At 72.7% G+C, this 18,014-nt stretch carries 15 protein-coding genes and 1 other RNA gene; 13 read left to right on the top strand and 3 right to left on the bottom strand.

From position 1 onward, the window contains the following. Positions 1–111: 111 nt before the first annotated feature. On the top strand, positions 112–1,362 hold the full coding sequence (locus ACZ6JT_RS17445; RefSeq protein WP_469210673.1) for a serine/threonine-protein kinase: 1,251 nt from the start codon (positions 112–114) through the stop codon (positions 1,360–1,362). 166 nt (positions 1,363–1,528) lie between these two features. On the opposite strand, the gene ACZ6JT_RS17440 is transcribed toward ACZ6JT_RS17445, so the two are convergent. Beyond that, positions 1,529–2,530 carry an isopenicillin N synthase family dioxygenase gene (locus tag ACZ6JT_RS17440; protein ID WP_469210671.1) on the bottom strand — a complete coding sequence of 334 codons (1,002 nt, stop codon included), beginning with the start codon at positions 2,528–2,530 and terminating at the stop codon, positions 1,529–1,531. A 315-nt stretch (positions 2,531–2,845) separates the two neighbouring features. On the opposite strand from ACZ6JT_RS17440, the gene prfB reads away from it, so the two are divergent. Next, complete coding sequence (prfB, locus tag ACZ6JT_RS17435) at positions 2,846–3,955, top strand: peptide chain release factor 2 (RefSeq protein ID WP_469210670.1); 1,110 nt, start codon at positions 2,846–2,848, stop codon at positions 3,953–3,955. Between the two features lie 102 nt (positions 3,956–4,057). On the opposite strand, the gene ACZ6JT_RS17430 is transcribed toward prfB, so the two are convergent. Beyond that, a complete protein-coding gene (locus ACZ6JT_RS17430; protein WP_365198949.1) occupies positions 4,058–4,249 on the bottom strand; it encodes a hypothetical protein in 192 nt (63 codons plus the stop codon). Between the two features lie 247 nt (positions 4,250–4,496). Between ACZ6JT_RS17430 and ftsE the strand changes: the two genes are divergently transcribed. From ftsE to ssrA, 5 genes are all read left to right on the top strand, one after another. Beyond that, positions 4,497–5,186 carry a cell division ATP-binding protein FtsE gene (ftsE, locus tag ACZ6JT_RS17425; RefSeq protein WP_030011324.1) on the top strand — a complete coding sequence of 230 codons (690 nt, stop codon included), beginning with the start codon at positions 4,497–4,499 and terminating at the stop codon, positions 5,184–5,186. Between the two features lie 16 nt (positions 5,187–5,202). Continuing rightward, positions 5,203–6,171, top strand: a complete 969-nt coding sequence (gene ftsX, locus ACZ6JT_RS17420) for a permease-like cell division protein FtsX (RefSeq protein ID WP_030719960.1) — start codon at positions 5,203–5,205, stop codon at positions 6,169–6,171. A gap of 67 nt (positions 6,172–6,238) precedes the next feature. Then, complete coding sequence (locus tag ACZ6JT_RS17415) at positions 6,239–7,420, top strand: S41 family peptidase (RefSeq protein WP_469210667.1); 1,182 nt, start codon at positions 6,239–6,241, stop codon at positions 7,418–7,420. Positions 7,421–7,438: 18 nt separating this feature from the next. Beyond that, positions 7,439–7,924 carry an SsrA-binding protein SmpB gene (gene smpB, locus ACZ6JT_RS17410; protein ID WP_030719966.1) on the top strand — a complete coding sequence of 162 codons (486 nt, stop codon included), beginning with the start codon at positions 7,439–7,441 and terminating at the stop codon, positions 7,922–7,924. A 102-nt stretch (positions 7,925–8,026) separates the two neighbouring features. Continuing rightward, positions 8,027–8,415: a transfer-messenger RNA gene (ssrA, locus tag ACZ6JT_RS17405) on the top strand. A 346-nt stretch (positions 8,416–8,761) separates the two neighbouring features. Here ssrA and ACZ6JT_RS17400 read toward each other — a convergent pair. Then, positions 8,762–10,045 (bottom strand): MFS transporter, encoded by a 1,284-nt coding sequence (locus ACZ6JT_RS17400; RefSeq protein WP_469210742.1) that lies wholly within the window; start codon positions 10,043–10,045, stop codon positions 8,762–8,764. A gap of 219 nt (positions 10,046–10,264) precedes the next feature. Here ACZ6JT_RS17400 and ACZ6JT_RS17395 point away from each other — a divergent pair, with 219 nt between their 5' ends. The 6 genes from ACZ6JT_RS17395 to ACZ6JT_RS17370 all read left to right on the top strand — a co-directional run bounded on the left by ACZ6JT_RS17395 (position 10,265) and on the right by ACZ6JT_RS17370 (position 17,887). Then, positions 10,265–11,230, top strand: a complete 966-nt coding sequence (locus ACZ6JT_RS17395; RefSeq protein WP_469210665.1) for a LysR family transcriptional regulator — start codon at positions 10,265–10,267, stop codon at positions 11,228–11,230. A gap of 97 nt (positions 11,231–11,327) precedes the next feature. Continuing rightward, positions 11,328–12,698: a nitrate/nitrite transporter gene (locus ACZ6JT_RS17390; RefSeq protein WP_469210663.1), complete on the top strand. Its 1,371-nt coding sequence runs from the start codon at positions 11,328–11,330 to the stop codon at positions 12,696–12,698. Positions 12,699–12,796: 98 nt separating this feature from the next. Continuing rightward, entirely contained in the window at positions 12,797–13,984 is a 1,188-nt protein-coding gene (locus ACZ6JT_RS17385; protein ID WP_469210661.1) for a uroporphyrinogen-III synthase, read from the top strand. A gap of 9 nt (positions 13,985–13,993) precedes the next feature. Beyond that, a complete protein-coding gene (locus tag ACZ6JT_RS17380; protein ID WP_469210659.1) occupies positions 13,994–14,542 on the top strand; it encodes a GNAT family N-acetyltransferase in 549 nt (182 codons plus the stop codon). Positions 14,543–14,916: 374 nt separating this feature from the next. Continuing rightward, positions 14,917–15,477: a CGNR zinc finger domain-containing protein gene (locus tag ACZ6JT_RS17375; protein WP_469210657.1), complete on the top strand. Its 561-nt coding sequence runs from the start codon at positions 14,917–14,919 to the stop codon at positions 15,475–15,477. 103 nt (positions 15,478–15,580) lie between these two features. Next, positions 15,581–17,887: a HelD family protein gene (locus ACZ6JT_RS17370; RefSeq protein WP_469210655.1), complete on the top strand. Its 2,307-nt coding sequence runs from the start codon at positions 15,581–15,583 to the stop codon at positions 17,885–17,887. The last annotated feature ends 127 nt before the right edge of the window (positions 17,888–18,014 follow it).

Here is an 18,014-nt window from a genome sequence, read left to right as displayed (position 1 = left end):
GATTTCGCCCGCAGAAGTGAAGGTCGCCGCGAATCCGGGCCCCTGCTGGCCTCCATCGCCCACTCGGCCGCGTAGCTTTGGTGCCGTACGCCAGCCGCTGAGGGAGCAGTCGTGGCACGGAAGATCGGCAGCCGGTACACCGCGCACCAGATCCTGGGGCGCGGCAGCGCGGGCACGGTGTGGCTGGGCGAGGGGCCTGACGGGCCCGTCGCCGTCAAACTGCTGCGCGAGGACCTCGCGTCCGACCAGGAACTGGTCGGACGCTTCGTCCAGGAGCGCAGCGCGCTGCTCGGCCTGGACCATCCGCACGTGGTCTCCGTGCGTGACCTCGTCGTGGACGGCAACGACCTCGCCCTCGTCATGGACCTCGTCCGCGGTACGGACCTGCGCACGCGGCTCGACCGGGAACGGCGGCTCGCCCCCGAGGCGGCCGTGGCGATCGTCGCGGACGTCGCCGACGCGCTGGCCGCCGCGCACGCGGCGGGGGTCGTCCACCGCGACGTCAAGCCCGAGAACGTGCTGCTGGACATGCAGGGTCCGCTCGGCCCCGGCGGTGCCCACCCGGCGCTGCTGACCGACTTCGGCGTGGCCAAGCTGATCGACACCCCGCGGCGGGCCTCCGCGGGCCGGGCCTCGGCCCCCACCACCCGGATCATCGGCACGCCGGACTACCTGGCGCCGGAGATCGTGGAGGGGCTGCCCCCGCGGGCGGCCGTGGACATATACGCCCTGGCCACCGTCCTGTACGAGCTCCTCGCCGGCTTCACCCCCTTCGGCGGGGGCCACCCGGGCGCGGTGCTGCGGCGGCACGTGACCGAGACGGTCGTCCCGCTGCCGGGCATCCCCGACGAGCTGTGGCAGCTCATCGTGCAGTGCCTCGCCAAGGCCCCGGCCTCCCGGCTGCGGGCGTCGGAGCTGTCGGTCCGGCTGCGGGACCTGCTCCCGATGCTGGCCGGGATGCCGCCGCTGGACGTGGACGAGCCGGACGACGCGGATCCGGACCCCGAGCCCTCCGCGGACGAGCCGGCCGCGGACCCGGTCCGCCGCCGGGGCGTGGTCCCGCTCGTCCCGGGCTCCGCGACGGACTCCAACCGGGACACCCACACCTCGATGCGGGTGCCGGGGCCGGACGAGCTGGCGGGCGGGGCGCTGGGCACGGCGCGGGTCCCGCGTCCGGCCGGCGGCCACCGGCCGGGCTCCGCCCGGCACCGGGCGGAGGCGGCCCGCAAGCGGCGGCTGGTGCTGTCCGTGTCGGCCGTGGCCCTGGCCGCGGCGGTCGGTCTGGGCGGCTGGCTGGCCTTCTCGGGCGACGACGCCCCGCCTCCCCAGGACAGCAAGCAGTCGGTCCCCCGCAAGCCGTAGCCCTGCGGGCCCGGGCTGTTCCAGCCCCTCCGGCGTTTGAGGAGCGGGGGTCCGGGGGGCTGGCCCCCGGCAGCGGCGCCGCAGCCGACAGCGCCGGACGTCGGAGCTCGGGGGCGGAGCCCCAGGTCCGGGCGGAGCCCGGTGGGGCGGCGGGGCGGAGCCTTGGCTACGCCGTGGCCAGTTCCGGGTGCCAGCGCCGCGCGACGGCGGGGTGGGCCCGGACCCAGCCCTTCAGCTCGTTGCGCCCGTACTCGGCGTGCAGCGGGTTCGACTCGTCGTGCGCGACCCCGGGCGCGGAGCGCAGGTACTCGCCCGGGACGGTCTCGATCACCGCGTCCAGCCGCGGGTTGTAGAAGAACGGCACCGAGTACCGCTCCACCGACCCCGGCGGGCTCACCACCCGGTGGTCCGTCGCCGTCAGGTAGCCCTCCGTCGCGATCTCCAGCAGCTCGCCCAGGTTGACCACGAACGCCCCCGGGAGCGGCGGGACGTCGAGGTAGCCGCCGTCGCGCACGACCTGGAGGCCTCCCACGGAGTCCTGCAGGAGCAGGGTCAGGAAGCCGTAGTCCTTGTGCGCGCCGACGCCCTGGTCCGCGCCGGACGGGGAGGATCCGGGATAGCGGATCAGCTTCGTGTGCAGGTGCGGCCGGTCCGCGAAGGCGTCGTCGAAGAAGTCGGCCGGGGCGCCGATCGAGGTGAGGAGCTCCCGCAGCAGCCGGTGGGCGACTGCCGCGAGGCGGGACTGCCAGTCGAGGACCACCGTACGGAGCTCCGGGAGCGCGGCGGGCCACTGGTTCGGGCCCTCCAGCCACAGGTACGCCGGGTCGTCCGGCCCCACCACCGGCGCCGGGCGCTCCGCGCCCACGTCCAGCTGGTCGCGCCAGTCGGAGGCCCCGCCGGTCAGCTCGTGGCCGATCCGGGTGTACCCGCGGAAGTGCGGGGAGTTCAGATTGCTCACGGCGAGCCGGTCGGCCTCCGGGAGGGCGAAGAACGCCCTGGTCAGCTCCAGGATGCGGGCGCTCTCGGCGGCGGTGACGCCGTGCCCGGTCAGGTGCAGGAAACCGGTGTCCCTGGCCGCTGCGTGCAGCTGCTTCAGGAAGTCGGCCCGCTGGGCCGGGTCGTCGGCCTGGGAGAGGTCCAGGACGGGGAGGGTGTGCGCGGACGGCATGACGGCTCCGTTTCGGATGTCACGGGGTCCTGTTCCCCAGAGGTGGCGGGGTCCGCGGGTGGAGGTGGGTCGCCGACAGGGGTGGTGCCGGGACCGCGTGAGCCGCGTACAGGACCAAGTCGGATCGGGGTGGATCAGGCTTGGGTACGGTCCGGCGGCTGACAGCTCGTCGTCGTGACACGCATGTGGTCGACATGGCGGCGCTTGACGAGGAGAACGGTCATACCGTGAGCGTACGCCCGTGCGAGCCATCATCAGAACGGGCGATCCGGCCTGCCCGGACGGCGTTGTCCGGGGACCGGCTACGCTGGACCCGTGGCAGTCGTCGATGTTTCCGAAGAGCTGAAGTCCCTCTCCTCGACCATGGGGTCGATCGAGGCCGTCCTGGACCTCGACAAGCTGAGGGCAGATATCGCCGTGCTCGAGGAGCAGGCCGCCGCGCCGTCCCTGTGGGACGACCCGGAGGCCGCTCAGAAGATCACGAGCAAGCTTTCGCACCTCCAGGCGGAGGTCCGGAAGACCGAGACGCTGCGGGGGCGCATCGACGACCTCGGGGTGCTCTTCGACCTCGCCCAGGAGATGGACGACGCGGACACCCTCGCGGAGGCCGAGGCGGAGCTGGTCTCCGTGCGCAAGGCGCTGGACGAGATGGAGGTCCGGACCCTGCTCTCCGGCGAGTACGCCGAGCGCGAGGCCCTGGTCAACATCCGTGCCGAGGCCGGCGGCGTCGACGCCTCCGACTTCGCCGAGCGCCTCCAGCGCATGTACCTGCGCTGGGCCGAGCGGCACGGCTACTCCACCGAGATCTACGAGACCTCGTACGCGGAGGAGGCCGGCATCAAGTCGACCACCTTCGTCGTCAAGGCCCCGTACGCCTACGGCACCCTCTCCGTCGAGCAGGGCACCCACCGCCTCGTCCGCATCTCGCCCTTCGACAACCAGGGCCGCCGCCAGACCTCCTTCGCGGGCGTCGAGGTGCTGCCGGTCGTCGAGACCAGCGACCACGTGGAGATCGACGAGGCCGAGCTGCGCGTCGACGTGTACCGCGCCTCCGGCCCCGGCGGCCAGGGCGTCAACACCACCGACTCGGCCGTGCGCATCACGCACATCCCGACCGGCATCGTGGTGTCCTGCCAGAACGAGCGCTCGCAGATCCAGAACAGGGCCAGCGCCATGAACGTCCTCCAGGCCAAGCTGCTCGAGCGGCGCCGCCAGGAGGAGAAGGACAAGATGGACGCCCTCAAGGACGGCGGAAGCTCCTGGGGCAACCAGATGCGCTCCTACGTCCTGCACCCGTACCAGATGGTCAAGGACCTGCGGACGGAGTTCGAGGTCGGCAACCCGCAGGCGGTGCTCGACGGCGAGATCGACGGCTTCCTGGAGGCCGGGATCCGCTGGCGCAAGCAGCAGGAGCAGACCGCGTAGCGCGTGAGCGGACGCACACGAACGAGGGCCCGGACATCGGCGATGTCCGGGCCCTCGTTCGTGTTGATCGGTCACGCGGCGCGCAGGGCGCGGGCACCGCGCTCAGGCGGTCTGCTGGGCCACCAGCACCAAAGCTGCCACGAGGACCACCATGAGCACGATGAGGGTCACGGGATTGAGGCCGGAGAAGGGGCCCTCCTGCTGGAGGCGCTCCCGGTTCGCCCGGCACACCGGGCAGCGGCCCTGGCTGACGGGTGCGGCGCAGTTCGCGCACACGAGCCGGTCATATGTCATGCGCTCCTCCTCTCGTCCCCTCGGTCTTGTCTGTGCCTATAACGGCGTGGGGAACCAGACCGTTCCCCCTACCACTGTGCCAGCTTCGCGGACATTCGGCGCGGCCCGTCCGGGCAATCACGCTCCGGAGCGGCCCGCAGCCGCACACACCCCGGGATAAAAGGGGCAAGTCCGGATGCCGGGTCCACACCTCGCGCCCGTTCGCGTATGGTCACGCACACCTACTCCCGGCGACCGTGGTGCACCCGTGATCCGATTCGACAGTGTCTCCAAGTCCTACCCGAAGCAGAGCCGACCCGCACTCAGAGAAGTCTCCCTCGACATCGCCAAGGGCGAGTTCGTCTTCCTGGTCGGCTCCTCCGGCTCCGGCAAGTCCACCTTCCTGCGGCTGATCCTGCGCGAGGAGCGGGCGAGCCACGGCCAGGTGCACGTCCTGGGCAAGGACCTCGCCAAGCTCTCCAACTGGAAGGTCCCGCAGATGCGGCGCCAGTTGGGGACCGTCTTCCAGGACTTCCGCCTGCTGCCCAACAAGACGGTGGCCGAGAACGTGGCCTTCGCTCAGGAGGTCATCGGCAAGCCCAGGGGCGAGATCCGCAAGGCCGTCCCGCAGGTCCTCGAACTGGTGGGCCTGGGCGGCAAGGAGGAGCGGATGCCCGGCGAGCTCTCCGGTGGTGAGCAGCAGCGCGTGGCCATCGCCCGCGCCTTCGTCAACCGCCCCGCCCTGCTGATCGCGGACGAGCCCACCGGCAACCTCGACCCGCAGACCTCCGTGGGGATCATGAAGCTGCTGGACCGGATCAACCGGACCGGCACCACCGTGATCATGGCCACGCACGACCAGCAGATCGTGGACCAGATGCGCAAGCGCGTCATCGAACTCGAACAGGGCCGACTCGTACGCGACCAGTCGCGCGGCGTCTACGGCTACCAGCACTGAAAGGCCCTTGAGAGTCATGCGCGCCCAGTTCGTCATGTCGGAGATCGGCGTCGGTCTCCGCCGCAATCTCACCATGACCTTCGCGGTCATCATCTCCGTGGCCCTGTCACTGGCCCTGTTCGGCGGCTCCCTGCTCATGAGCGAGCAGGTCAGCAGGATGAAGGGCTTCTGGTACGACAAGGCCAACGTCTCGATCTACCTCTGCAACAAGCAGGACGCCCAGGAGGCCAGTGAGGCCGCCGCCAAGCCGGACGGCTCGGGAGGCGGCGCCGGCGGCGTCGCCACCTGCCGCAAGGGCGCCGTGACCGACGAGCAGAAGAAGCAGATCGAGTCCGAGCTCAAGCAGATGTCCCTGGTCAAGTCCGTGGCCTACGAGTCCGCGGACGAGGCGTACAAGCACTACCAGGAGCAGTACGGCCACACCGCGCTGGCCTCCTCCATCACGCCCGACCAGATGCAGGAGTCCTTCCGGGTCAAGCTCAAGAACCCGGAGAAGTACAAGGTGGTCACCTCCGCCTTCGCCGGGCGTGACGGCATCCACACCGTCGACGACCAGCGGCAGGCGATCGACGACCTCTTCCGGATCCTCAACTACCTCAACTACGCCGCCCTCGGCATCATGCTGATCATGCTGATCGTGGCGCTGCTGCTGATCGTCAACACCGTGCGCGTCTCGGCGTTCAGCCGCAGGCGGGAGACGGGGATCATGCGGCTGGTGGGCGCCTCCAGCTTCTACATCCAGGTGCCCTTCATCATGGAGGCCGCCTTCGCCGGGCTCATCGGCGCGCTCTTCGCCTGCGCCATGCTGGTCTCCGGCCAGTACTTCGTGATCGACCACGGCGTCGGCCTGCGCGACAAGATCCAGCTGATCGACTTCATGGGCTGGGGATCGGTGCTGGCCAAGCTCCCGTACGTCCTCTTCATCGGCCTTCTGATGCCGTCCATGGCGGCCTTCATCGCCCTGCGCAAGTACCTGAAGGTGTGACAAGTGCCCCGCGAGCGGTCCGGCCAACCCTCCGTACCGGAGCGGGGCTTGTCCTAGACTCGGCGCCATGCCGGCTCTGCCCGCCTTCTGTCTCCGGCCCCGCGACCTGCGTCGCGGGGCCGTTCTGACGTTGGCCTTCCTCGCCGCCGTCGCCACCGGTGCCTTAACCGGATGCTGGGACCAGCGGGACGGCGCCGCGGCCGCCGAGTTCCGTGCGGACCTCCCCGCCCCCGGCGCACCCCGCACGGCGGGCACCGCCGACCGCGACGCGGTGGCGCGCGCCGCCGCCGAGGCCGTGGCCGAGGGGAAGTCCGGCAAGAAGGCCGCCCAGGACGTGGTCAGCCGCAGCGGTGACCGCTGGGGCACCGTCTACGACCAGGGCGAGTACGCCGCCTTCGCCGAGGGCCTCGACGGCCACTGGACCGGCGTCGGGGTCTGGGCCGAACGCGCCCACGACGGCGTGATCAAGATCGACAAGGTCCAGCCCGGCAGCCCCGCCGCCCGGGCCGGACTGCGCGCCGGGGACCGGCTGCTGAGCGTCGACGGCCACGCCGTAACCGGCCTGGCCGTGGCCGAAGTGGTCTCCCTGCTGCGCGGCACCGCCGGCACCCCCGTCGTGCTGAACCTCAGCCGGGACGGCGCCGACCTCACCGAGACCGTCCGCCGCGAGCAACTGCGCACCGAGCCCGTGACCGTACGGCAGCGCCCGGACGGCGTCACCGTCATCAAGGTCGCCTCCTTCACCCGCGGCTCCGGCGAGCGCGTCAAGGCCGCCGTCCGCGCGGCCCCGGCCGGCGCCGGGGTCATGCTCGACCTGCGCGGCAACCCCGGCGGGCTGGTCACCGAGGCGGTCACGGCCGCCTCCGCCTTCCTGGACGGCGGGCTCGTGGCGACGTACGACGTGCGCGGCGACCAGCGGGCCCTGTACGCGGCCCCGGGCGGCGACACCACCCGCCCGCTGGTGGCCCTCGTGGACGGCGGCACGATGAGCGCGGCCGAGCTGGTGACGGGCGCCCTCCAGGACCGGGGCCGCGCGGTGGCGGTGGGCAGCCGGACCTTCGGCAAGGGCTCGGTGCAGATGCCGACCGAGCTCCCGGACGGCTCGGTCGCCGAGCTGACCGTGGGCACGTACCGCACTCCGGCCGGCCGCGCCCTGGACGGCGACGGCATCACCCCGGACGTACCGGCGGGCGAACGGGCCGAGGAACGGGCCGTCACGGTATTGGGTGGCCTCGGGGTGGGTCCGTAGTGCGAAAATGACCGCACTATGGCTAAGGAAAAAGGGCGCAAGCTGATCGCCCAGAACAAGAAGGCGCGGCACGACTACACGATCCTCGACACCTACGAGTGCGGACTCGTGCTCACGGGGACCGAGGTCAAGTCCATGCGCCAGGGCCGGGCCTCGCTGGTCGACGGCTTCGTGTCGGTGGAGAGCCGCGAGGCGTGGCTCTACAACGTGCACGTGCCGGAGTACAGCCAGGGCACCTGGACCAACCACAGCGCCCGGCGCAAGCGCAAGCTCCTCATGCACCGGGAGGAGATCGACAAGCTGGCGCGCAAGTCGGAGGAGACGGGTCACACGATCGTGCCCCTCTCGCTGTACTTCAAGGACGGCCGCGCGAAGGTCGAGATCGCGCTGGCGAAGGGCAAGAAGGAGTACGACAAGCGGCAGACCATGCGGGAGAAGCAGGACACGCGCGAGACCCAGCGCACCATCTCGGCGATCCGCCGCAAGCAGCGGGGCACCGTTTAACCTGCTGGCACGCGATGGTCCACTTCGCGTACGATGGCGTCAGCACCCACCGCCAGCGGTGGACGCTGCTTGTGCGGTACACAACTGAACAGCGTGAAACATGGGGATGATCGGTTTCGACAGCGGATGTCGATGCAGGGGAAGCGAGCCGAGGAAGCGGCAATGATCTCGCTAACCACATGTCGCAAACAATAATCGCCAACTCCAAGAGCGATAACTCCCGCTTCACCCTCGCTGCCTAATAACAGTGAGCTGAAGCCTCTGTGAGGAGCGTCAGCCCGGAAGTGGTCCCGGTCCGGATCCTGGCGTCAATTAGGGATCTAAACCTCTAGCCCCGGTCACGGGGGTTGGAGGGAAACCAAACAGTGACTGAGCCCGTCGGAGACTTGTCCGTGTGATCTCCGGGGCCGAGAAAAGCGCAGCGGACTGCGCTCGGAGAAGCCCTGCTTCTGCACCGTTGGACGCGGGTTCGATTCCCGCCATCTCCACTCATCCCATGTGGGCGAAGGCCCCCTGACCTGCGAGAACTTCGCCAGGGCAGGGGGTTTTCGCTTTTCGCGGCCGACGGCACCCGCGACGGTGAACGTGCAGCGTCCCTGACGTCGAAGGAGCCGAGCCCTTCCGCAGGGTTCCCTCCCGGCCGCACCCGCCGGCCGGTAGGAGCCGCCCACGGCCGCGATGACCACGCGGCCCGTGCGGCCGGGGGAGATCGAGGGGACGTACGGCTGCGAGAAGCGGATGCCCGACGAGTCGGCGAGGGCCGGTACGGCCGGAACCAGACAGCAAGGGGTGTTCCTCCGCAAAGGAAGGGCCCTGGGGGGGGGAAGGCACCCCCAGTTATCGCGGCTCATGAGCGGAGGTCGTGCTTACCACGCGGGAACGATCGCTCGGCCGCCGCGTGAATCGCCCCGGTGTGAGGGTCGCCAGCGCGATCAGTGCGGCCGCGGCGGGCACCGCGTAGGCGGCGGTCGGGCCCATGTGCTCCACCACGAGGCCGGCGCAGGCCGAGCCGGCCGCGATGCCCGCGAAGATCGCGGTGACCGCGAGCGTCATGCCCTCGTTGAGGCGTCCCTCGGGCGTCAGGGCGTGGACCCGGGACATCGCCGTGACCATCGTCGGGGCCGTGGCCATGCCCGCCAAGAGGAGGGCGCAGCCGAGCGCGGGCAGGGAGCCGGTGGCCGCCGCGGCCCAGGGGAGGGTCATGACGACGGCCAGGGCGCCCACACAGGCCTTCAGCGAGCGGGGGCGCAGGGCGCCGTAGAGCAGGCCGGCCGCGCAGGATCCCGCGGCCTGCAGGGCCAGGACCAGACCCGCGGAGGCGCCGAGGCCCCGGGCGTCGAGGTGGGCGATCGAGGTGATCTCCATGGAGCCGAAGACGACGCCGGTGACGAGGAAGAGCGGCAGCAGCGGGGCGAGGGCGCGCAGCGGGGAGCCCTGCCTGGGCGCGGCCGACACCGGGGGCTGGGTGGCGCGACAGGAGGTGAAGACGAGCATGCCGGTGAGCAGCAGGGCCGCGCCGACGAGGGTGCCCGCCTCGGGGAAGACCGCACCGCAGAGGAAGGCCGCCAGGACCGGTCCGAGCATGAAGCACAGCTCGTCCGCGGCCTGTTCGAAGGACATCGCCGTGTGGTGCGCGGCCGGTGAGTCGCGCAGCAGGTGCGTCCAGCGGGCGCGGGACATGCCGCCGATGTTGGGGGTGGTGGCGGTCGCGGCGTACGAGGCGAAGAGGGTCCAGGCGGGGGCCCCGGTACGGACGCACGCGATCAGGGAGAGCGAGCCGAGGACCGCGATCAAGGTGGCCGGTACGGCGATCCGGGCCTGCCCGTGGCGGTCGACCAGCCGGGCGGTCCAGGGCGCGACCAGCGCGGTGGCCGCCAGGCCGGTCGCCGTGACCGCGCCGGCGAGGGCGTACGAGCCGCGCTGTCCGGCGATCATCATGACCGCGCTGACCCCGAACATGCCCATGGGGAGCCGGGCGAGGAGGTTCCCGGCGGTGAACCCGCGGGTGCCGGGCCGGGCGAACAGGCGGCGGTAGGGGCCCCGGGGGGTGCGGGCCGGCCGGGAGGCGGAGGCGCCGGCGGGCGGTCCGGCGATGACGAGGGTGCTGCCGGTGACGGTCATGAGCGGGGTGCGCGCGGCCGTCGCGGTTGGGCCGGAGGAGGCCGTACGGGAAGGGGCCGTACGGGAAGAGGCCGTACGCGAAGACGTGGTGCGGGCGGTGGCCGCGCGGGCGGCGGCCGTGGTCGTGGCGGGCATGCGAGAAGCCTCGGGCCGGGCCCCCCTCCCGGTCCAACACCTGTTCGGAGCCCATTCACCGCCCTGTGTTGTTAGTCTCCGGGGGTGATTCCCCGCGATGTCGACCCCCGGCTGCTGCGCGGGTTCGTCGCGGCCGCCGAGGACCTGCACTTCACCCGCGCCGCCGCCCGCCTCTACGTCGCCCAGCAGGCACTCAGCCGCGATGTCCGCCGGCTCGAACAGAGCCTGGGCGCCACGCTGTTCCTGCGGACCACACGGCAGGTGGAGCTGACCGCCGACGGGCAGCGCCTGCTGCCGCTGGCCCGGCGCGTGCTCGCCGCGCACGAGGAACTCGCCGCCGCCTTCACCGCACCCCGCCCGCTCCTCGTCGACCTCAACACCGACGGGCCGAGCACCCCGCGGACCGTCCTGGAACGCGCCCGCGAACTCGCCCCCGACTGCGAGCTGATGGCCCGCTTCGAGAGCGGTCTCACCCACGCCGCCGCCGAGATCGCCGCCGGCCGGCTCGACGTCTCCTTCGGCTACGCCGACGGCCTGGACCCGGCGCTGCGGGCCCCGCTCGCCCAGACGCCCGTACGGTACGAGCCGCTCGCCGTGCTGCTGCCCGAGGGGCATCCGCTGGCCGCGCGGGAGACCGTACCGCTGGACGCGCTCGCCGGCGAGACCGTGTACGCGGGCGCCGGGAACCCGCGGACGCTGGAGTGGACCGGGCTGGCGCGCGAGCTGTTCGCCGGGCGGGGGATCCTGATGGCGCCGCCGGCGCCGGTGGCGATGGGCAAGGAGGAGTTCCGCCGGGTGATGGTCAAGACCGGCAACCCGGTCCTGGCCACCGTGGACTTCCTCGACATGCCCGGCTGCGTGAAACGGCCGCTGACCGACCCGGTGCCGCTGTCCCCGCTGTCCATGGTGTGGCGCGAGGGCTTCGCGCACCCCGGCCTGGACGCCCTGCGCGCCGCGGCCGCCGGGCTGGCCGCGGAGCGGGGGTGGCTGGAAGCGCCCGCCGGGAGCCGCCTCCCGGCCCGGCTCACACACGGACCCGGCGCCGGGTGAGAGCAAGGTTTCCCGGCGGTCATCCGGCGGGGACCGGGGCCGAAACGCGCCCTTCCTACGGTCGTCACCACGGACGCGACAGCTGTGGAGGCGTGTGATGACCGGTACGACCGCACCGCACAGGGGAGGCCGCTGGATCGAGCAGTGGGATCCCGAGGACGAGACCTTCTGGAAGGAGACCGGGGAGCGGACCGCCCGCCGCAACCTCCTCTACTCCGTGTTCTCCGAGCACATCGGGTTCTCCATCTGGTCGCTCTGGTCCGTGATGGTCCTCTTCATGGGCCCCGCCTACGGGATCGACCCGGCGGGGAAGTTCTTCCTCATCGCGACGGCGACATTCGTCGGCGCCCTGGTGCGGGTGCCGTACACCTTCGCCGTCGCCCGCTTCGGCGGCCGGAACTGGACCGTCTTCAGCGCGCTGATGCTGCTCGCGCCGACGGTGGCCGCACTGGTGGTGATGGAGCCCGGGACCTCGTACGGGACCTTCCTGCTCGTCGCGGCCCTCACCGGGGTGGGCGGCGGCAACTTCGCCTCCTCCATGACCAACATCAACGCCTTCTTCCCGCTGCGCAAGAAGGGCTGGGCGCTCGGCCTGAACGCCGGCGGCGGCAACATCGGCGTACCCGTGGTCCAGCTGGCCGGACTGCTGGTCATCGCCACCGCCGGGGCCACCCACCCGCGGCTGCTGCTCGGCGCCTACATCCCGCTGATCGTCCTCGCGGCGGTCCTGGCGGCCGTACGGATGGACAACCTGGCGCCCGTGCGCAACGACACCGGCGCCGTCCGCGAGGCCCTGAAGGACGCGCACACCTGGATCATGTCCTTCCTGTACATCGGGACGTTCGGCTCCTTCATCGGATACAGCTTCGCCTTCGGCCTCGTGCTCCAGACACAGTTCGGCCGCACCCCGCTGCAGGCCGCCTCGCTCACCTTCGTCGGACCGCTGCTCGGCTCGCTGATCCGGCCGGTGGGCGGGGCACTGGCGGACCGGTTCGGCGGGGCGCGGATCACCCTGGGGACGTTCGTGGCGATGGCGGCGGCGACCGGCGTGGTCGTCTTCGCCTCCGGCCGGTCCTCCCTGCCGGTCTTCCTCGTCGGGTTCGTGGGGCTCTTCGTCCTGAGCGGGCTCGGCAACGGGTCGACGTACAAGATGATCCCGGGCATCTTCCAGGCGAAGGCACTGGCCCGCGGGATGAGCGGCGAGGCCGCCGCGGCCTACGGGCGGCGTCTCTCCGGGGCCTCCATGGGCCTCATCGGGGCCGTCGGCGCACTCGGCGGACTCGGCATCAACCTCGTCTTCCGGGAGGCCTTCCTCAGCTCGGGCTCCGGCACGGCGGCCTTCGTCACCTTCCTCGGCTTCTACGCCCTGTGCTGCGCGGTCACCTGGGCGGTATACCTTCGCCGGCCGGCGACCGCGACCGTCCCGGCCGTCGGCGTCGAAGCGAAACCGCAGCTCACGTCGGTGTAACCGGGGCGAAATACGGGTGAACCGAGACCGACACGCCGCCTTGGCAGGCTCGGTCCACCCGCTCCGCCCCGCCCCCATGCGTCAGTAGGCAGGTCACGATGGACCACACGAACACCGACACGAACACCGGCCCGCTCGCGGGCTTCACGGTCGGGGTCACCGCTGCCCGGCGGGCGGACGAACTCATCGCGCTGCTGCGGCGGCGCGGAGCGGCGGTGCTGCACGCGCCGGCCCTGCGGATCGTGCCCCTCGCCGACGACAGCGAACTGCTCGCCGCCACCAAGGAACTCATCGGCTGCGCACCGGACGTCGTCGTGGCCACCACCGCCATCGGTTTCCGCGGATGGATCGAGGCGGCCGACGGGTGGGGCATCGGCGAGGAGCTCCTGAAGCGGCTGCGGGCCACCGAACTGCTCGCGCGCGGGCCGAAGGTGAAGGGCGCGATCCGGGCCGCCGGGCTCGTCGAGACCTGGTCCCCGGAGTCGGAATCGCTCGCCGAGGTACTGGAACGGCTGCTCACGGCCGGGGTGGCGGGCCGCCGGATCGCGCTCCAGCTGCACGGGGAGCCGCTGCCCGGCTTCGTCGAGGCACTGCGGGCCGGCGGCGCAGACGTCGTCGTGGTGCCGGTGTACCGGTGGATGGCGCCGGAGGACCTCGGGCCGCTGGACCGGCTGCTCGACGCGATCGTCGGCGGCGGGGTGGACGCCGTCAGCTTCACCTCGGCGCCGGCGGCGGCCTCCCTGCTGTCCCGGGCCGGGGAGAGGGGCGTACGGGAGGCCGTGCTGGACGCGCTGCGCGGCCCGCTGGTCTCCGCGTGCGTCGGGCCGGTGACGGCGCTGCCGCTGCAGGCCCACGGGGTGGCCACGGTGCAGCCGGAACGCTTCCGGCTGGGCCCGCTGGTGCAGCTGCTCTGCCAGGAACTGCCCGGCCGGGCCCGGGTACTGCCGGTGGCCGGGCACCGCATGGAGATCCGCGGCCACGCCGTCCTGCTGGACGCGGAGCTGCGGCCGGTGCCGCCGGCCGGGATGGCCCTGCTGCGGGCCCTGGCCCGGCGGCCGGGCTGGGTGGTGGCCCGCGCGGAACTGCTGCGGGTGCTGCCGGGCGCGGGCCGCGACGAGCACGCCGTGGAGACGGCGATGGCCCGGCTGCGGGCGGCCCTCGGGGCGCCGCACCTGATCCAGACCGTGGTCAAACGGGGGTACCGGCTGTCGCTGGACGCGGGCGGCGAGGCCAAGTACGGGGAGCTCCCGCTCGACGCGGTGACGGCCAGGGGGGTCCTCGGCTAGCGTGCCGGGATGATCACTGACGGCGTGGAGATGAGGGGCGTCGAGCTCGGCGACGCGGCGGGGCTGGCGGAGGCGTTCGCCCGGAACCGGGCGTTCATGGCGCACGTGGAGCCGGTCCGGACGGACGCGTACTACACGGAGCGGGGCCAGCTGGAGCGCATCGAGGGGATGCTCGCCGAGCGGGACGCGGGGCGGCTCGTCCCGTACGTGTTCGTGGAGACGGCCACGGGCGCCCCCATCGGCGCGATCAACCTCGGCTCCATCGCGTACGGGCCGCTGTGCAGCGGCGGCGTCGGCTACTGGATCGACCCCGCCTGGCACGGCAAGGGGCTGGCGACCGCGGGCGTGCAGGAGGTCTGCCGGGTCGCCCGCGACGAGCTCGGCCTGCACCGGGTCGAGGCCGGCACCCTGGTCGACAACCTTGCGTCGCAGCGCGTGCTGGCGAAGGCGGGCTTCGAGTTCTACGGCCTCGCCCCGCGCTACCTCCACATCAACGGCGCCTGGCGCGACCACCGCCTCTTCCAGCGCCTGCTGCACGACGACCCGCCGGCCCCTTAGGCGGGGAGCACCGCCGCCTGCCCCTGCCCCTTGCGGCGCGCCCTTTCAGCGCCCTGGCCAATTCAGCCCCTCCGGAGCCTGGCCAATTCAGCCCCTCCGGCGTTTGAGGAGCGGGTCCGGGCGGAGCCCGGTGCCCGGCGGAGCCGGGTTCCTGGGGCTCCGCCCCAGACCCTCCCCCAGACTTCGTTTGGGGGGACCCCCACGCCTCAAACGCCGGCGAGGCTGGATCTGCCCGGCGCCGGCCCGCAGGAGCGCGCAGCGCGGGCGAGCCGCGCAGCGCGGCCCTGCGCGCCGGAGGTACCGGTTCGGGGGGTTCCCCCGCAGGCGGCGGACGGGCAATCTGGTACGGCACCCCACGACGGGAGGCTGACGGCATGCGGTTCGATTCCGGGCGCGTCTGTCTGGACCTGGTGGCCACCATCACCCCGCACGAGGGGATCCCGGACGGTGACGAGCTGCGGGTGTGGCTCGCCGGGGCCGGGCTGGTGCCCGACCGGACACCGCTGGCCCGGGTCGGGCCCGACTGGGCGGCGGCCTTCCGGGCCCTGCGCGGCGACGTGGAAACCCTCGTACGGGCGGAGCTCGCCGGCGCCGACCCCGACGAGAACGCCCTCGCCCGGGTCAACGCGCTGGCCGCCGGACCACCCCCGGGCCTGTGTGCCGTTCGCGACCAAGAGGGGCACCTGGTCCGTGAGTTGTGCGGCGGCGTGGAATGCGGCGCGCTGCTCGCGGCCGTCGCCCGGGACGCCGTCGAGCTGCTCACCGACCCCGGTGACCTGGCGCTGCTGCGGGCCTGCGAGGGCGACGGCTGCACCCGCGTCTACCTGGACACCTCCCGCGGCCACCGGCGCCGCTGGTGTTCCAGCGAGCTGTGCGGCAACCGCGAGCGCGTCGCCCGGCACCGCCGCCGGGCCCTGGCGTCCGGATCCCGGTAGCGGCCGTATCACCCAGCGAGACCGGTTCCGGAACGGGCGTGCGGACAGGCCGCCGGTTCGCGTACGGTTGACGGTCGCCCATGCACGTCAGAAGGGGGCCTTGGTGGCCGCGCAGAATGCCGCTGTCGACAGCACGGCGGATTCCGTCCGCGATCGGGAGATCGCGGTCGAGCAGACGCATCTCGACCAGGTGTACCGACGCCTCGAGGAGAAGATCCACGAGGCGGAGTTCCTCATGAACGACGCCGCCAAGCGCGGCCAAGTGGGGACGCCCGGCGCACTCGCCGAGCGCGACGCGCAGGTCTTCCGGGCGGGCATCCACCTGAACCGGCTCAACAACGAGTTCGAGGACTTCCTCTTCGGCCGCATCGACCTGGTGCTCGGCAAGGACGGGGAGCGCGGCCCGGACGGCGCGTACACCTCCGTCGAGCCCGCCGACGACGCGATCCGCGAGGACCTCACGGCCGACGTCGCCGAGACCCTGCACATCGGCCGCATCGGAGTCCTGGACTCCGACTACTCGCCGCTGGTCATCGACTGGCGCGCACCGGCCGCCGCGCCGTTCTACCGCTCCACGCCGAAGGACCCCGGCCGCGTCGTGCGCCGCCGCGTCATCCGCTCCAAGGGCCGCAAGGTGCTGGGCGTCGAGGACGACCTGATGCGCCCCGAGGTCACCGCCTTCCTGGACGGCCGGGAGCTCCCCGCCATCGGCGACGGCGCCCTGATGGCCGCCCTCGGGCGGGCCCGTACGCACTCGATGCGCGACATCGTCTCCTCCATCCAGGCCGAGCAGGACCTGGTCATCCGGGCCCCCGCCGCCTCCGTCGCCGAGGTCGCGGGCGGACCGGGCACCGGCAAGACCGCCGTCGCCCTGCACCGCGCCGCCTACCTGCTCTACCAGGACCGGCGCCGCTACTCCGGCGGCATCCTGATCGTCTCGCCGACCCCGCTGCTCGTCGTGTACACCGAGGGCGTGCTGCCCTCCCTCGGCGAAGAGGGCCAGGTCGCCATCCGCGCGCTCGGCTCCCTCGTCGACGGCGCGGAGGCCACCACCTACGACTCCCCGGCCGTGGCCCGCATCAAGGGCTCCTCCCGGATGCTGAAGGTGCTCCGCAAGGCCGTACGGGGCGCACTCGAACTCGGCGGCGCCCCCGACCGGCTGCGCGTGGTGGCCTTCGGCCGCCGCCAGGAGCTGGAGGCCGACGAGCTGAACCGGATCCGGCAGAACGTCCTCAGCGGCACCGCCCCGGTCAACCTGCTGCGCCCGCGCGCCCGCAAGCTGCTGCTCGACGCCCTGTACGCGAAGTCCGGCGGCGCCGGCCGGCACAGCGACCCGGAGCTGGCCGCCGAGCTGCGCTCCGCCTTCGACGAGGACATCTCCACCGAGGACGCCTTCATCGACTTCCTGAACGCCTGGTGGCCCGAGCTGACCCCGCGCGCCGTGCTCGCCGCGCTCGCCGACGAGCGCCACCTGGGCCGCTGGTCCCGGCGGGACCTGAACCCGCGCGAGACCCGGCAGCTGGCCCGTTCGCTGCGCCGGGTGGGCCCGGACGGCAAGGGTCCCCTGTCGGTGCACGACGTGGCGCTCCTCGACGAGCTCCAGCAGCTGCTCGGCGCCCCGGCGCGGCCGAAGCGGAGGCGGGAGATGGACCCGCTCGACCAGCTCAGCGGGCTGGAGGAGCTGATGCCGGTCCGCGAGGAGACCCAGTGGGAGCGGGCCGAGCGGCTCGCGGCGGAGCGCACCGAGTACGCGCACGTCATCGTGGACGAGGCGCAGGACCTGACGCCGATGCAGTGGCGGATGGTCGGCCGCCGGGGCCGGATGGGCACCTGGACGGTCGTCGGCGACCCGGCCCAGTCCTCCTGGACCGATCCGGAGGAGGCGGCCGCGGCCCGCGACGAGGCGCTGGGCAGCCGGCCGCGCCGCCGGTTCACGCTGACGGTCAACTACCGCAACCCGGCGGAGGTCGCCGAGGTGGCCTCCCGTGTGCTGCGGCTGGCGATGCCCGGCATGGAGCCGCCGTCGGCGGTGCGCTCCACGGGCCTCCAGCCCCGGTTCACGGCGGCCCAGGACGATCTGGGGGCCGCCGTCCGCGAGGAGACCCGAAGGCTGCTGGAGCAGGTGGACGGCACCGTCGGCGTGGTCGTGGCCATGGACCGGCGCGCGGAGGCCGCGGACTGGCTGGCCGACCTGGGCGCGCGGGCGGTGGCGCTCGGCAGCCTGGAGGCCAAGGGCCTGGAGTACGACGCCACGGTGGTCGTCTCCCCGGCGGAGATCGCGGACGAGTCCCCGGCGGGCCTGCGCGTGCTGTACGTGGCGCTGACGCGTGCGACGCAGCAGCTGACGGTGGTCTCGGCCGACCGGGACAAGCCGGACGCGGACGGCGTGCCGGAGCTGCTGCAGCCGTAGCGGGCCGCCCCGCGGGGGCGGTTCACGGCGTGGCTCCGGCCCTGCTCAAGGCCTCGTACATCCGTATGGTCCGCGGCCAGGAGCGTGGCGGCGCGAACCGACCGCGAGCAGGGGGATCGCATTCGGC

It is taken from the genome of Streptomyces sp. NPDC046308 (assembly GCF_055588065.1).
Note: the sequence above shows the minus strand (reverse complement) of the source record. Positions and strands in the feature narration are given on the sequence as shown.